This is a genomic window from Mesobacillus jeotgali (genome assembly GCF_014856545.2).
GTDB lineage: Bacteria > Bacillota > Bacilli > Bacillales > Cytobacillaceae > Mesobacillus.
This window is the reverse complement of the sequence record NZ_CP109811.1, coordinates 3,700,738-3,715,427: the sequence shown is the minus strand read 5'-3', so window position 1 is coordinate 3,715,427 and position 14,690 is coordinate 3,700,738. Positions and strand designations below refer to the sequence as shown.

Below are 14,690 nucleotides of genomic sequence, written 5' to 3'. Positions count from 1 at the left end.
AGGACCTATTAATTAGAAAAAGGTTGATCATATGGAGAAGATCTATTTTATCGTCAATCCCAATGCGAAAAATGGGAGCTGCCGGGAGATTTGGAGAAACATAGAGATAGAGCTGGAGGACCTGGACATTGCGTACCTTGCTGTTTTTACTGAATACCCCGGGCATGCTCAAGAGCTGGCAGCGTCTATAGCCCGAAAAGCTGACGGCAAACCCGCAATCATTGCGGCAGTCGGAGGCGACGGAACATTGCATGAAGTGGTGAACGGAGCGGCGTCCTCCTCGAACATAACCATCGGGTTCATTCCAGGCGGTTCAGGGAATGATTTTTCAAGGGGATTCTTAATTCCGAAAAGGTCAGCATTAGCTTTACGTTTGATGATCGATAAATGGTGTGACCCAACAGAAATCGATATCGGAAAAATTCAGCACAATGAATTACAGGAAACCTATTTTATGAATAATATGGGAGTAGGTTTTGATGCTGCTGTCGCAAAGGATTCAAATGAGTCCCGGATGAAAGGCCTCCTGAACCGTTTTTCACTGGGAAGGCTGGTCTATGTTTATATTCTTATTAAAAAACTGCTCACTTTCAGGACGGTTCCAATAGAGGTGACGGTTGATGGCAATGTTTATAAATACAGCAAAGCCTGGTTTGTCACCGTTTCGAACCAGCCATACTACGGAGGGGGCATGAAGATCGCTCCAGCTGCTCTCCCGGATGACGGGATTCTCGACATAACGGTCGTGCATCAGATCTCGAGATTGAAGCTGTTATTGGTTTTCATCAGTGTCTTCTGGGGTAAGCATACAAAATTCCAGGAGGTTGAGCAGTTTACCGGTAAATCGATCACCATTGAATCCACTGCCGAAGTTTTACCGCATGCAGACGGTGAAGCAATCGGACATACACCGCTGAAAATCCAGGCATGTCCAAAAGCCTTGAAAATTCTATCTGGAAAAAGCAATCCAGGGCATACCGAGGAGTTGAAAATGAATGATTGCCATTGAAAGGGAATTTAACGCCTATCTTGATCAAGTGGATGTTATTACCGTATTGCTTCCTTATTCATATTTTAAAGGAACCTCCAATGAGTTCCGCCTAAAAGGAGAAAGCGTTGATTTGCCATTGGCAATCCAGGAGAAGGTATTGCTGGAGGATGCAGTAAAATACATTTGCTTATGCAGTATCAGGCCTGAGTTAGGTAAAACTTACGTGATTTTAGATGAGCATGGCGGACAAACGGATCTGCAAATCGGAGCAGTCATCCGAACGGAGGAATTTGATTCATTATTTTTTTACGGCGGGAATGACCTTGGTGTCAGCTATACACCTGAAAGTGCCATTTTCAAGCTATGGGCTCCGACCGCTACAAAAGTAAAGCTGAGGCTTTTCAAGGAAGATAACCAGAATCCCGAGCTTTTAGAGATGAACCGGGTCGATAAGGGCGTTTGGAGTATAGAGGTCGACCGGAACCTGGAGCTTTACAAGTATTCATTCCTGGTCTGTATCAATCTTGAGTGGAGAGAGGCTGTTGACCCATATGCAACCGCTTTAACTGTCAATGGTGAATATGGCGTGGTCATTGACAAGAAAAAGGCAAAGGCAGCCCATATTGATGTCCCGAAATTCAAACAGCCAGTTGACGCCATCATCTATGAAGTCCATATCAGGGACCTGACGATGCACCCGAACAGTGGAGCTGTCAGGAAAGGAACATACCTGGGTGCAGCGGAAGCAGATACAAAAAGTGCTAACGGAATGGAGACTGGAATTTCTTACATTAAAAGCCTGGGAGTTACGCATATAGAACTGCTGCCTTTTCACGATTTTGAGGGAGTAGACGAACTGGATCGTGACAGGGACTATAATTGGGGATATAACCCGGTTCATTTTAATGTACCAGATGGAAGCTATGCCTCTGACCCCGGTGATCCCTATAACAGGATCAGCGAGCTGAAACAGTTGATTCATGCTATACACCTCCAGGGGATGGGTGTCATTATGGACGTGGTCTATAATCACGTCTACATCCGCGAGGAGTCACCTTTTGAAAAAATTGTTCCCGGCTATTATTTCCGCCACGATGCACATGGTCTTCCTTCAAATGGAACCGGAGTGGGGAACGATATTGCCTCCGAAAGGCTGATGGCGCGAAAATACATCGTTGACTCTGTTATGTATTGGCTGAATGAGTATCATGTCGATGGCTTCCGCTTCGATTTAATGGGCATTTTGGATATCGATACAATGACAGCTGTCAGGAATGCGGTAAATACCGAGAATCCCGACATATTGATTATAGGGGAAGGCTGGGAGCTGAATACTCCTCTCCCGCCCGACCGGAAAGCCAATATTTCAAATCAGTCGAAATTGCCTGGAATAGGACAGTTCAATGATTGGTTCCGCGATTCCATTAAAGGCAGTACCTTTAATATTTATGATAAAGGCTATGCTTTAGGCAATGATCGCTATCTGGAAGCAGCCAAACAGGTGATGGCTGGCAGCGTAGGCATCGGAAAGCGGAAACAGGGCCTGTTTTTGCAGCCGGGACAATCCGTGAATTACATTGAATCACATGATAACCATACATTGTGGGATAAGCTAAAAATTAGTGATTCTGACCAGGATGAAGCTATTTTAAAAAAGCAGCACAGACTGGCGACTTCAATGGTCTTGCTGGCACAGGGAATCCCCTTTTTGCACAGCGGCCAGGAATTTTTCAGATCGAAAAAAGGGATTGGCAACAGCTACCGGTCTCCAGATGATATAAACTGGCTTGATTGGGACCTGCGTGATGCAAACATGGATAATGTTGATTACATTAAAGGAATCATTGACATTCGCAAATCGAACGAAGCTTTCCGCCTTCATGACAATGAACAGATTCGCAGGCATATGGAATTCTTGCAATTGCCAGCTCCGTTGATTGGCTATTTGCTGACGGAATTAGAAGATAGAGGACATTGGGAAAAAATAATCGTGCTCATTAATCCATCAATGGATCAGCATCTTGTCGAACTTACGGAAGATACAAAATGGAGTGTCCTCACCGACCATGAAAAAGCGTCGGCACAGCCATTCCGCCATATAGAAGGAGATAAAGTCCTGCTGGAGCCATGTTCGTTGTTTGTGCTGGCAAAATAGCAAGACTCACCAATACTCCACGGTCGAGTGCCCGCTTCCTGCTAATTAAATGGCTTCTGCTTTTCTTTTGATAACTTTTTCACAATATTAAATTCAGATCCATGGGGTTGACGTATTCAGCCTCTAGGGGATAAAATTTATAGGATAGCTATTGTGTGTGAATTTTTCTATCAATAGCTGTCTTTTTATTTCCGATAATAAGTACAACAGTGAATTTTGATTTTATAGAATCCATTTCCGGTTTTTTAGCATAAGGGAAATAGTGATAAATGAAGGTGACTAACTTTGGAACATTTATTTGGACAGGATTGGGAGATCGTTCCTGCAGGCGGTGCAACCGGTGCCGCTTATTTTGCGCAGCATGAAGAACAAAGGCTGTTTCTAAAACGTAATTCATCCCCTTTTCTTGCTGTTCTCTCCGCAGAAGGAATTGTACCCAAGCTTGTTTGGACGAAGAGGTTAGAAAACGGAGATGTCATAACGGCGCAGCAATGGATGAATGGACGAGAGCTAAAGCCCGGGGATATGAACAATGAACGTGTGGCGAAGCTGTTGAAGAAGATCCATGCGTCAGAACCGCTTCTTGGGATGCTTACAAGGCTGGGCAAAAGCCCGCTGAAACCCGAGATGTTCCTTCATGCCCTGAATGAGGAATTGGATGAGGAGCTTCGCACGAAGCAGGCTGTAATAGATTCATTAAAGTTTTTAACGGCAAACGTTGTCCATATCGATGTTGACGAAAAGGTCGTCTGCCATTGTGATGTAAATCATAACAACTGGCTGCTTACCGAAGACAACCAGTTGTATTTAATCGACTGGGATGGTGCGATGATTGCCGACCCTGCGATCGATCTTGGACTTCTCCTGTATTCCTATATACCAGTAGAAGAATGGGAGGACTGGCTGGAGAAATACGGCATCATCCTGACGGAGAACCTCCAGCAGCGGATGAAATGGTATGCACTTGCTCAGTCACTTTCTGCGATTCAATGGCATAAAAACCAGAACCGCATTCCAGAAATGGAAAAATGGATTGATTTTTTAAAGGCACTTATTTAATTTTTCTCATGAGAATTGCCCGATGTCATCGACCCATTGGGTTAACTGGCCTCGATTTGTCTGGATATGCTGTTCCAGGTCAGAGGCATTGACACCGTTCTGGCTATACTGATAAACATCCTGCAGAATCGATTTGATGTTGCCGTCAACATTTGTGTTGACCATCAACGATTTGATCAGGCGTTCCAATTGCTGATACTCTGCAACCGAACCGCAGCAGTCAGTCTGCTGGTTGCTTAATATATCCTTCAATAAATTTACCTGGTCATGGTGGCTTAAAGGCACAATGATCACCCTTCTTTTAAAAGGAATTCACCTATAGATTGTGGATTCCTTTTTGTGTTTATGCAGCCGCGATAAATTTCACCTTGAAAACATATTGGTTGCATGATATTGTTTGAAACGAATGAAAATAGTACAGAGGTGTGAAAATGAGACTAAGAAACAAGCCTTGGGCTAAAGATAAATTACTTGAGTATTCGAATTTTGTGATCCATGAACCGGAACAGCACCGTGGAAACTGGGGGAAAGTGTTTGAGAAGGATCAGCCCCTCCACATTGAGATTGGTACAGGAAAAGGCCAGTTCATCACGGGTATGGCTAAAGCCAATCCGGACATTAACTATATTGGCATCGAATTGCAGGAGAGTGTCATCGTCAGCGCACTGGACAAGCTGATTGAAGAAGATCTGCCGAACTGCAAGCTGATGAACGTGAATGGTGCAGAGCTTGCCAAGTACTTTGAGAGCGGAGACGTAAGCCGAGTTTATTTGAACTTCTCCGATCCATGGCCAAAGACACGCCATGAAAAGAGAAGATTGACATTTAAGTCATTCCTTGAAGTATACGAATCGATTCTAGTGAAAAATGGTGAAATCCACTTCAAGACAGACAACCAGGGTTTGTTTGAATACTCCCTTGTCAGCTTCTCACATTATGGCATGAAGCTAAACTATGTCAGCCTTGATCTTCACAAAAGTGATTACGAAGGCAACATTATGACTGAATACGAAGAGAAATTCTCCTCCCGCGGCAGCCGCATTTACCGTTGTGAGGTACAATTTCAATCTAAATAAGTAGTGGGGCCGGTCGCATTTGTCGACCGGCTTTTTATATGGAAATAAAACTGGAAAAAATACACGATATTTTCCAGTTCGCGAATAAATATGTGAAAATCGCCAATAAAAAGTTTATTTTCGCCAATAAAATCTTATTATCGCCAATAAAAATGAAATATCGCCAATAAAATTGTGAACTCCGCCAATAAAATAGAATTCCTTTTGAATGAAGCTAAGAAATAGGGCCATATCTCAGTCACCGATTCAAAAAAGGAGCCGAATTATTTAAAAATTTAAAATCTCAGTGTTACAATCAAGTAAAAAAGGGGGATGTGCGATGGAAAAGCTTGAGCTTCGGAATGTAAAACTGGAGTGGCTGAACGGCGGGGTCACTCATCTTGATGGCGGCGCGATGTTTGGGGTCGTCCCGAAACCATTATGGTCACGGAAATATGAGGTGAATGACAAAAATCAGATTGAACTGCGGACAGATCCAATCTTGATCCAGGCTGAGGGAAAGAATTTCCTTGTTGAAAGCGGCATGGGTAATGGAAAACTGACTGAGAAGCAAAAACGCAATTTTGGAGTCCTAGAGGAATCAAGCTTGATATCAGAGCTGAAAAAGCTAGGCTCGAAGCCTGAAGATATCGATTACGTATTGATGACTCACATGCATTTTGACCATGCTTGCGGATTGACGAAGGATTCAGGCGGGGAACTTGTCTCAGTTTTCCCGAATGCGAAAATCATCACTTCTCGGGTCGAGTGGGATGAAATGCGCAATCCGAATATCCGATCCAAGAGTACATACTGGAAAGAAAACTGGCAAGGAATTGAGCAGCAGGTTGAGACATTTGAAAAGGAATGGTCATTTGGTCCGATTAAAATGATCCACACCGGCGGCCATAGTGATGGGCATTCAATCCTGATCATTGAGGATGAAGAGATGACTGTGGTGCATATGGCAGATATCATGCCTACTCATGCACATCAAAACCCTTTATGGGTGATGGCGTACGATGATTATCCAATGGATTCGATTTTTGCCAAGCAGAAATGGCTTGAATTTGGAATCAGCAAGGATGCCTGGTTCACTTTTTATCATGATGCAGTCTATCGCGCAGTAAAATTTGATCAGGATGGCAAAATAACTCAGACAATTGAGAGAAAAAAATAGACCTGCGCTATGCAGGTCTTCATTTTAACAGATATTAATCCAGCGGGTATGCATCGAGAATAGTGCCTGTTGCTGCGTCGGCGATGAATTCATATTGTTCCACCTTGCCGTCGACATTGCGGGAAATACCGCCTTTATATACCTGGTAATCAACAGGTGGTTTTGAATATGGTTCAGCCGTCATATTGATCCATGAGCCGCTGATTGGCCCTGATTTTTTAAAAGCTGCCTTCGCATGATTTAGTACTCTATCGGCTGACACGGTTTCTTTTTGTGAAGCAAGTTCCTTTACAGCATAAGCACCAGCCAGTCCGGCGCCAACGCCAATGAAAAAGGCTTTCCAGTTCATAGTCAAGGACCTCCAAGGTTATATATGGAATTTCAAGTTATCTTCATCATAACAAATCACACATGGAGAGCAAAGAAATAATGCCCGCAAAAAATGCGTATGGGACGATTTAGACTGGCAAGCATAATGAATGTTCTGTAAAATGAATTGTATAAATACATAATCTTTAGTAAATCTAAATTTTTCGTGAGAAGGAGAAGTTATATGAACGAGCAAACAATGAGTCTGTTTAAGACATTGACAGAGCTGCCTGGAGCACCAGGCAATGAGCATGCAGTCCGCAAATTCATGCGCGAGCAGTTGGAGCAGTATTCGGATGAACTGATCCAGGATAAACTGGGCAGTGTGTTCGGCGTTAAAAAGGGTGACCCGAACGGCCCGAAAATCATGGTAGCTGGCCATATGGATGAAGTTGGCTTCATGGTCACATCAATTACGAAAAACGGAATGATCCGATTCCAGACTCTTGGCGGCTGGTGGAGCCAGGTTCTTTTGGCTCAGCGCGTCCAGATCATCACGAAAAATGGACCGGTAACAGGTGTAATCGGTTCTATCCCGCCTCATCTGTTGGATGAGTCAAAGCGCAACAAGCCCATGGAAATCAAGAACATGCTGATTGATATCGGTGCAGACGATAAAGAAGATGCCATCAACATCGGCATTAAACCAGGCCAGCAAATCGTACCGATCTGTCCGTTCACTCCGATGGCAAACGAGAAGAAGATTCTTGCTAAAGCCTGGGATAACCGCTATGGCTGCGGCCTGGCAATCGAGCTGTTAAAGGAAACAAAGGATATCCAGCTGCCAAACATGCTGTACTCCGGCGCTACGGTCCAGGAAGAGGTCGGCTTAAGAGGCGCGCAGACTGCTGCGAACATGATTGATCCGGACATCTTCTTCGCACTTGATGCAAGCCCGGCCAATGATATGTCAGGTGATAAAAATGAGTTCGGCCAGCTTGGCAAAGGGACTCTGTTAAGGATCCTTGACCGCTCAATGGTCACGCACAGAGGCATGAGAGAGTTCATCCTAGATATGGCGGAAACTCACGATATTCCTTACCAGTACTTCGTTTCCCAGGGCGGAACGGATGCAGGAAGAGTGCATACTTCCAATCAGGGAATTCCAAGTGCCGTAATCGGCATCTGCTCACGCTACATCCATACCGCAGCATCCATGATCCATGTCGATGACTATGCGGCAGCAAAGGAACTTCTAATTAAGCTTGTAAAAGCAACAGATAAAACAACTGTGGAAACGATCAAGCAAAATAGCTAATCGTAATAGAAATGGGGGCAGGTGAAAAGCTGCTCCTTTTTCATGGCATGAAAGGTGGCACAAATTATGAGAATAGCAGTAGGTTCAAAAAATCCGGCTAAAATAAACGCCGTTAAGGGCGCATTTATGGATGGTTCATTCGAAATCATTTCGGTAGATGCTGAATCAGGTGTCAGCGAGCAGCCGATGTCTGATGAGGAAACCATCAAAGGGGCAGTCAACAGGGCCATACAGGCGGCAGAAATCGCTGAAGCTGATATCGGGATTGGACTGGAAGGCGGTGTCCAGCAGACTCCATTCGGACTGATGCTATGCAACTGGGGAGTTCTGTCTGTAAAAGGGATGGAGCCAATCATTGCCGGTGGCGCAAGAATTCCCCTCCCCGAAGAGATTGCCAGGCAGTTGGTGAACGGTGCTGAACTAGGCCCGGTAATGGACGAATATGCAAAAAAACAAAACGTCCGCAAAAACGAAGGAGCAGTCGGAATCTTTACGAATGGACAAATCAACAGAAGTGAAATGTTCACACATGTCATGAAACTGCTTGCCGGACAATATGAATATCAAATAGGGCAAGGTAAAAAGACAGTCTAAACGGCTGTTTTTTTCTTTACTCCTTACATTTCATTCAGACTCTTGGGTAAGGCCATATATGCGGATTGGTGCCCGGAAAATCCAGATATTGAAAAAACAAGTCACCAATAAAGCGTATTGGTGACCTAAAAATCCAGATAACGGAAAAATAGGTCACCAATGAGTCCGATTGGTGACCTAAAATCCAGATAACGGAAAAAATGGTCACCAATAAAGCGTATTGGTGACCTAAAATCCAGATATTGAAAAAACAGGTCACCAATGAGTCTGATTAATGTCCTAAAAATCTCGGTCTAGCAACTAACAGATATTCCGCAATAGTCCGTAAACCAATATTTATCGACAAATTTCTGAAAAATACCATAATTTTCACCAAAAAGTGTAAACGAAGCCTTGTCACCAATCATTTAAGAAAGGTATGATAGAAAAGAAGTGGTTAAGTCCTTAGCAAGGGGGAAAAAAGTATGATAAATTTCAGAAGGGCATTTGGGCTTGTTATAGCAGGATTATTTCTGCTGAGCGGCTGTTCTTCCTCGTTTTCCGATCAAAAGGCTGATATAAAAGAGGAAGTAGCGACCACCTTTGAAAGCCAACCTGAAAAAACAAACAATAGTACGAAAGACATAGATTATTATCTACCGGCTGGCGTCAATGTAGATAAAGAAACACCTAATAATGTACTGCTCAAAGATGGAGAAAAAACATATATCCTTTTCTACAATCAGCATGAAAATGAAGATAGTAAGGTCGTCTATGATTCTACTGTGAAGCAGCAGAAGGAATGGGATGCTAATGAAACCTTCAGTAAGGATGGGAAATTTGGCTATATGCTTGTGAAAAAGCTGAAAGAAGACAATTATCAGCTGATTGTCGGGATTGGCGGCGTCAAATTGACTACCGAAACTGAAAACGTAAAAGAAGACGCAGAAGCGATGATGCAAATTGCCAACTCGGTTAAAATGAAGTGACGCCATTCCATTTGATGGCGTTTTTTTATTCGGGCTGTTTCCGGAATGTTTGTTGCTTTTAAAGTACAGATTATTGCAGCCAGCGTATTGTCTGTCTCCAAATTTTGCTAATAAGCCTTAAATCAGATTAGTTTCTTTTTTAAAGATGCATGGGTAAAATAAGGGAAGTACAATGAGATTTTCCCGGGAGGATTTGTTATGAGAAACTTGGAATCAATGGAACAGTTTGAAGCGTTGAAAAACGATGGCAAGCATATATTTTTATTTACAGCGGGCTGGTGCCCGGATTGCCGTGTAATCGAACCGGTGCTGCCTGAAATTGAAAGCAAATACAGCGATTACGAATTTGTTTCGGTTGATCGTGATGATTTTATCTATCTTTGCATCCAGCTGGATGTTTTCGGCATTCCTAGCTTTGTCGCTTTTGAAAATGGCAAAGAGCTTGGCCGTTTTGTCAGCAAGAACAGAAAGACACAGACTGAAATCGAAAATTTCATTGAAGGTCTTGCTTAAATCTTTCCCTCCATCTTTTGAGGTGGAGGGAAATTTCATGTAAAATGAGTTGCAGAAACTCCTGAAGAAATGGAGGGCAGTACTATGGATAGCAGAAAAATGCGAAAAGAGCTGGAGAATCGTCTTCAACACCCCGACCGGACTTTTTCCTATGACAGGGAAAAGGATCAGTTGAGAATTGAAAATATAACAACTGGACGCGGCATTACCATCGCTTTGCCTGGGATTGTCGCTAAGTGGCAGGATCAAAAGGAAAAAGCGATTGATGAGGTGGTCTATTATGTATCGGAAGGCCTCAATGCGATGGAAAGCCAGCTCGAATTGTCAGGAAAGGAAAAAAATATTTTTCCTGTCATCCGTTCGACATCATTCCCAACGGAAGCTGAGGAAGGAGTTCCATTCCTTTATGATGATCATACCGCCGAAACAAGGATCTATTATGCTTTGGATTTAGGCACAACATACAGGCTGATTGATTCGAAGCTTTTGAAAAAAGAAGGATGGTCAGCGGGTCAGGTCCGCGAGACCGCTTTGTTCAATGTTCGTTCCCTCTCTGTAAAAATAAAAGAGGACCGTGTGGCCGAGAACACCTTTTATTTCCTCAATACAAATGACGGTTATGATGCGAGCAGGATTTTGAATACAAGTTTTTTGAATGAAATGAAGAAAAGAATGAAGGGAACCATGACTGTGGCGGTTCCCCATCAAGATGTCTTGATTATCGCCGATGTGGAAAATAACACAGGCTATGATATTTTGGCACAAATGACAATGAGCTTTTTTGCGAGTGGAAGAGTGCCAATCACTGCTCTGAGTTTCCTGTATGAAGATGGAGAATTGGAACCAATCTTTATTTTAGGGAAAACAAAAAAGGAATAGTAAGGATAGTAGCGAAAGCCCGGAAATATCGGGCTTTTTTCCTTTGTCTAGTTTCAGCGCTTAGCCAGTTTTCATCACTGAGAGTGCTTACTCGAGTATCTTGCGAGAAGCGTTAGCTTTGAGCAGCTCGAGACGAATGTCTAGCTGCGGCTCATAACTCCTCGAGACGTTTCGCTCCTGCCAATGAAGTCAAAGAGCGACTTCACTGTCAGGCCCTCCAACGCTTGTCGGAGTTGGGCAGTCGTCTTCGCTTTTCGATTTGTCTAGTGTCGCCTCCTAGAAACTTCGAAACTTCAACTCCGCCGGCAGAATCAAAAAGCGCTTCTTTGTCGGAGTCTCCAGTTTCTGCGTTTCTGGACAGTCGGCTATACTTTTCGGTTTCAGTCCGCCCAATGAAGTCAAAGAACGACTTGACCGGTCGGCCCTCCAGCGCTTGTCGGGGCTGACCAAGGCGCTTGCACTTTCCTTTATGTACATATGGTGCCATGTTTTGTAAATAACTGAGCCTAAAGTTGATTGTTCCTGAAGATTTCTTCTCGTAAAAAATGCTCATTCTTTCAATTTATCTCGAAAAATATGGATTTACTGTTAAAATAATAATGAAATGCGAAAGAAAGAGTGATTTAAATTGAGTTGGATTAAAAAGATTTTTACCAAGTTCCAAAACGATAACGATGATGAATTTACTGGTATGGATCAGGATCAGCCTGTCTCAAAGCCATTAAAAAGTGAGAAGAGTGAAAAAAGGGATATAGAAGCAAAAGTATTATACCAATATCCAAAAGGTCAGTTTCGTTTCCCGCTGATCCCGGATGAGAACCCAGCCTCAGAAAAAACAAAGCCGAGAAAAGGGCGGCAGGAAAGGGCCAGCCAAGTTGATGAAATAAAGCCTTTCATTAAAGAGCAAGGTTCGTTGAGAATGACGAATGAACGTCAACCTGGAAGTGATCCTTTTCACGATCCGCACCGGGATCCCGTCGTGGATGCTCGAAGCACATTCAAACGTGAACCAAATAAGAAACAAAAAGAAGCATCCAGGCCAAATAAAACCGAGGAACCTGCAGCAAAGTTCCATTACGAAACGCGGAAGGACAGCGGACCTAAATTCAGGCAGCCATTCAGACCAACAGAAATACCGTCACCGATTTATGCGTTTAACAGGCCTCCTAGTAAAAGTCAGACTCAAACAAACCTTGAAGATGTTGAATTCGAATTGACTGGTTTTGAGAGGAGTCAAGCGGGCCTGGTCGAACAATCCAGTCAAACCGATACAAACAGGATGCCGCAAGCACCTGCTGTAGAGGCGTTTCCTGATTCAACAACAGTTCATAATGAAGAACAAACGCAAGAAATATACATAGAAGATGATCTTGCTGAAACCCAGGATTTTGAGGTCGCTGAAATCGAGGAACAAGCAGAACAGTGGAACCTGGAATCTGAAGCAATCGATATCATTCTCGATAATGAGCCTGAGTCTAGTCATGCAATTTCACAAATTGAAGTGCTGACTGAAGCCGGAAAAGAGCCCGTGGTCAAAGAGCCAGAAGCAATAAGCTATCAACATGACCAGGAACAGATAGAAGTGATTGAGCCGCAACTTGAACCAGAAGATATTGATTTTCAACAAGTCGAAGAAGTACATGAAGTGATCGTCTTCCAACAAACCGAAGAAAGTTCAGAAACAGTAGACTTCCAACAAACCGAAGAAAGTTCAGAAACAATAGACTTCCAACAAAAAGAGGAAGTGCTAAATGGTCATTCTTCATATGTGCAAACTGTAGAAAATCAAGAAATAGAAGTTTCATATGAGGAGCCACAAGCAGAACAAAATCTTGACGCTGAACCAGTTGAGGCTAAACCTGCAGAACCAAAAAGGCAGCTTCCTTTTAATGTTCTCATGCTTAAGCAGGACAAGAGGAAATGGGAAGCACGCAATATGTCTAAATATCCTTCTTTTATGACGGAAGAAAGAAAGACGGGTGCTTCTGAACAGTCAGAAAGGAATAAGCAATCTGATGTTGAAGAGATTTCAGTTATTGAACAAGATCATTCATCTAAAGACGTAAATTCATCAGATGTTCAGCTTATTCAGCAGGATGAACCAACAATGGCAAGTTCCTCTGCTGCACCAGCGCCAGTGAAATCCGAACAGGAAGAACACCATTCATTTACTCAAGTTGAGCCGCTGCAGACAGAAGTCCATCCAGCAGCTGTATACGATTTCCCGCCGTTGGATTTGTTGAGCCCTCCAGTGTTCAAAGCGCCTGATCCTGAGTGGCTTTCAGAACAGGAGCATATGCTTAACGAAACCCTGAGGAATTTTAATGTAGGGGCCAGGGTGGTTAATGTGACACAGGGTCCATCTGTTACCCGTTTTGAGGTACAGCCGGAACCAGGTGTTAAAGTCAATAAAATTACCAATCTATCAGATGACATAAAGCTAAGCCTTGCGGCGAAGGATATCCGAATCGAGGCTCCGATACCAGGGAAGCACACAATCGGTATTGAAGTACCAAACCACTCGAGCAGGCCGGTATTATTGAGTGAAATTTTACAGTCTGCAGGCTTTATGGATCTAGAATCTCCGTTATCGGTCGCTCTGGGTCTTGATATTGCCGGAAATCCAATTGTGACTGATCTGAAAAAGATGCCTCACGGATTGATTGCCGGTGCCACTGGATCCGGGAAGAGTGTCTGCATCAATACGATGCTGGTGAGCCTGCTTTATAAAGCCCATCCAGATGAGGTGAAGCTGCTGCTGATTGACCCGAAAATGGTTGAATTGGCACCTTATAACCGCATTCCGCACCTTGTCAGCCCGGTCATCACAGATGTAAAAGCGGCGACAGCCTCGCTTAAATGGGCAGTTGAGGAAATGGAACGCCGTTACGAATTGTTTGCACATACAGGTGTCCGTGATATCAGCAGGTTCAATGAACTTGCCGAGAAGCATCGCAGATTTTCTGATAAGCTCCCATATATCGTCATCGTAATTGATGAGCTGGCGGATTTGATGATGATGGCACCTGGTGATGTCGAGGAAGCGATTTGCCGGATCGCCCAGAAGGCACGTGCCTGTGGTATCCACCTGATTATCGCGACTCAGCGCCCATCTGTTGATGTCATCACTGGTCTGATCAAAGCGAATGTTCCTACAAGAATTGCCTTCTCTGTTTCCTCACAGGTGGATTCCAGGACGATCATTGATATCAGTGGGGCAGAAAAGCTTCTTGGCCGCGGGGACATGCTGTTCCTGGAAAATGGATCATCAAAGCCATTCCGCCTGCAGGGTACCTTCGTGACCGACAATGAGATCGATGACATCGTTGCATTTGTCAGGGAGCAGCGGGATCCACAATATTTGTTTGAACAGGAAGAACTGTTAAAGAAGGCCCAGGTGACAGAGGACGAAGACGAGCTTTTTTATGAAGCATGTGAATTTGTCATCGATCAGGGCGGCGCTTCAACTTCAAGCGTCCAGCGCCGTTTTAAAATTGGCTATAACCGCGCAGCCAGACTCATTGAAATGATGGAGCAGCAAGGATTCATTTCTGAGGGTAAGGGCAGCAAGCCAAGGGATGTCTTGATTACTGCTGCTGACCTTGAGGCCCTCCAGGAAAGTAGTGCATTCAATTAATAAGTGGTATTCTTTATCTGCATGTAATTATA

At 43.8% G+C, this 14,690-nt stretch carries 13 protein-coding genes; 11 read left to right on the top strand and 2 right to left on the bottom strand.

Translation table 11 applies throughout. The annotated features are described in order from the left end of the window. The first annotated feature begins 31 nt into the window (after nt 1–31). From FOF60_RS18995 to FOF60_RS18985, 3 genes are all read left to right on the top strand, one after another. Nucleotides 32–1,009: a diacylglycerol/lipid kinase family protein gene (locus tag FOF60_RS18995; protein ID WP_192472503.1), complete on the top strand. Its 978-nt coding sequence runs from the start codon at nt 32–34 to the stop codon at nt 1,007–1,009. Next, complete coding sequence (gene pulA, locus FOF60_RS18990) at nt 996–3,146, top strand: type I pullulanase (protein ID WP_192472504.1); 2,151 nt, start codon at nt 996–998, stop codon at nt 3,144–3,146. Before FOF60_RS18995 ends, pulA begins: the two co-directional genes overlap by 14 nt. Nucleotides 3,147–3,431: 285 nt before the next feature. Continuing rightward, a complete protein-coding gene (locus FOF60_RS18985; RefSeq protein ID WP_192472505.1) occupies nt 3,432–4,205 on the top strand; it encodes a phosphotransferase family protein in 774 nt (257 codons plus the stop codon). A 6-nt stretch (nt 4,206–4,211) separates the two neighbouring features. Here the strand turns inward: FOF60_RS18985 and FOF60_RS18980 are convergent, their stop codons facing one another. Then, nucleotides 4,212–4,490 (bottom strand): YtzH-like family protein, encoded by a 279-nt coding sequence (locus tag FOF60_RS18980; protein WP_192472506.1) that lies wholly within the window; start codon nt 4,488–4,490, stop codon nt 4,212–4,214. A gap of 146 nt (nt 4,491–4,636) precedes the next feature. On the opposite strand from FOF60_RS18980, the gene trmB reads away from it, so the two are divergent. Continuing rightward, nucleotides 4,637–5,281 (top strand): tRNA (guanosine(46)-N7)-methyltransferase TrmB, encoded by a 645-nt coding sequence (gene trmB, locus FOF60_RS18975; protein WP_192472507.1) that lies wholly within the window; start codon nt 4,637–4,639, stop codon nt 5,279–5,281. Nucleotides 5,282–5,600: 319 nt separating this feature from the next. Further along, nucleotides 5,601–6,440 carry a YtnP family quorum-quenching lactonase gene (locus tag FOF60_RS18970; RefSeq protein WP_192472508.1) on the top strand — a complete coding sequence of 280 codons (840 nt, stop codon included), beginning with the start codon at nt 5,601–5,603 and terminating at the stop codon, nt 6,438–6,440. Between the two features lie 34 nt (nt 6,441–6,474). Here the strand turns inward: FOF60_RS18970 and FOF60_RS18965 are convergent, their stop codons facing one another. Beyond that, nucleotides 6,475–6,789: a PepSY domain-containing protein gene (locus FOF60_RS18965; RefSeq protein WP_192472509.1), complete on the bottom strand. Its 315-nt coding sequence runs from the start codon at nt 6,787–6,789 to the stop codon at nt 6,475–6,477. A gap of 204 nt (nt 6,790–6,993) precedes the next feature. Between FOF60_RS18965 and FOF60_RS18960 the strand changes: the two genes are divergently transcribed. From FOF60_RS18960 to FOF60_RS18935, 6 genes are all read left to right on the top strand, one after another. Further along, nucleotides 6,994–8,067 carry a M42 family metallopeptidase gene (locus tag FOF60_RS18960; RefSeq protein ID WP_192472510.1) on the top strand — a complete coding sequence of 358 codons (1,074 nt, stop codon included), beginning with the start codon at nt 6,994–6,996 and terminating at the stop codon, nt 8,065–8,067. A gap of 66 nt (nt 8,068–8,133) precedes the next feature. Continuing rightward, entirely contained in the window at nt 8,134–8,661 is a 528-nt protein-coding gene (locus FOF60_RS18955) for a DUF84 family protein (protein ID WP_192472511.1), read from the top strand. Between the two features lie 464 nt (nt 8,662–9,125). After that, complete coding sequence (locus FOF60_RS18950; RefSeq protein ID WP_192472512.1) at nt 9,126–9,629, top strand: hypothetical protein; 504 nt, start codon at nt 9,126–9,128, stop codon at nt 9,627–9,629. A 198-nt stretch (nt 9,630–9,827) separates the two neighbouring features. After that, complete coding sequence (locus tag FOF60_RS18945; protein WP_192472513.1) at nt 9,828–10,142, top strand: thioredoxin family protein; 315 nt, start codon at nt 9,828–9,830, stop codon at nt 10,140–10,142. Between the two features lie 84 nt (nt 10,143–10,226). Continuing rightward, entirely contained in the window at nt 10,227–11,021 is a 795-nt protein-coding gene (locus FOF60_RS18940) for a DUF1444 domain-containing protein (protein WP_192472514.1), read from the top strand. Nucleotides 11,022–11,649: 628 nt separating this feature from the next. Continuing rightward, nucleotides 11,650–14,658 carry a DNA translocase FtsK gene (locus FOF60_RS18935; protein WP_192472515.1) on the top strand — a complete coding sequence of 1,003 codons (3,009 nt, stop codon included), beginning with the start codon at nt 11,650–11,652 and terminating at the stop codon, nt 14,656–14,658. Nucleotides 14,659–14,690: the final 32 nt, after the last annotated feature.

Excerpts from the sequence above, each read along its gene's own strand:
- FOF60_RS18945 (WP_192472513.1), top strand. The coding sequence starts at position 9,828 with ATGAGAAACTTGGAATCAATGGAACAGTTTGAAGCGTTGAAAAACGAT.
- FOF60_RS18970 (WP_192472508.1), top strand. The coding sequence starts at position 5,601 with ATGGAAAAGCTTGAGCTTCGGAATGTAAAACTGGAGTGGCTGAACGGC.
- trmB (WP_192472507.1), top strand. The coding sequence starts at position 4,637 with ATGAGACTAAGAAACAAGCCTTGGGCTAAAGATAAATTACTTGAGTAT.
- FOF60_RS18940 (WP_192472514.1), top strand. The coding sequence starts at position 10,227 with ATGGATAGCAGAAAAATGCGAAAAGAGCTGGAGAATCGTCTTCAACAC.
- FOF60_RS18995 (WP_192472503.1), top strand. The coding sequence starts at position 32 with ATGGAGAAGATCTATTTTATCGTCAATCCCAATGCGAAAAATGGGAGC.
- FOF60_RS18955 (WP_192472511.1), top strand. The coding sequence starts at position 8,134 with ATGAGAATAGCAGTAGGTTCAAAAAATCCGGCTAAAATAAACGCCGTT.
- pulA (WP_192472504.1), top strand. The coding sequence starts at position 996 with ATGATTGCCATTGAAAGGGAATTTAACGCCTATCTTGATCAAGTGGAT.
- FOF60_RS18950 (WP_192472512.1), top strand. The coding sequence starts at position 9,126 with ATGATAAATTTCAGAAGGGCATTTGGGCTTGTTATAGCAGGATTATTT.
- FOF60_RS18960 (WP_192472510.1), top strand. The coding sequence starts at position 6,994 with ATGAACGAGCAAACAATGAGTCTGTTTAAGACATTGACAGAGCTGCCT.
- FOF60_RS18965 (WP_192472509.1), bottom strand. The coding sequence starts at position 6,789 with ATGAACTGGAAAGCCTTTTTCATTGGCGTTGGCGCCGGACTGGCTGGT.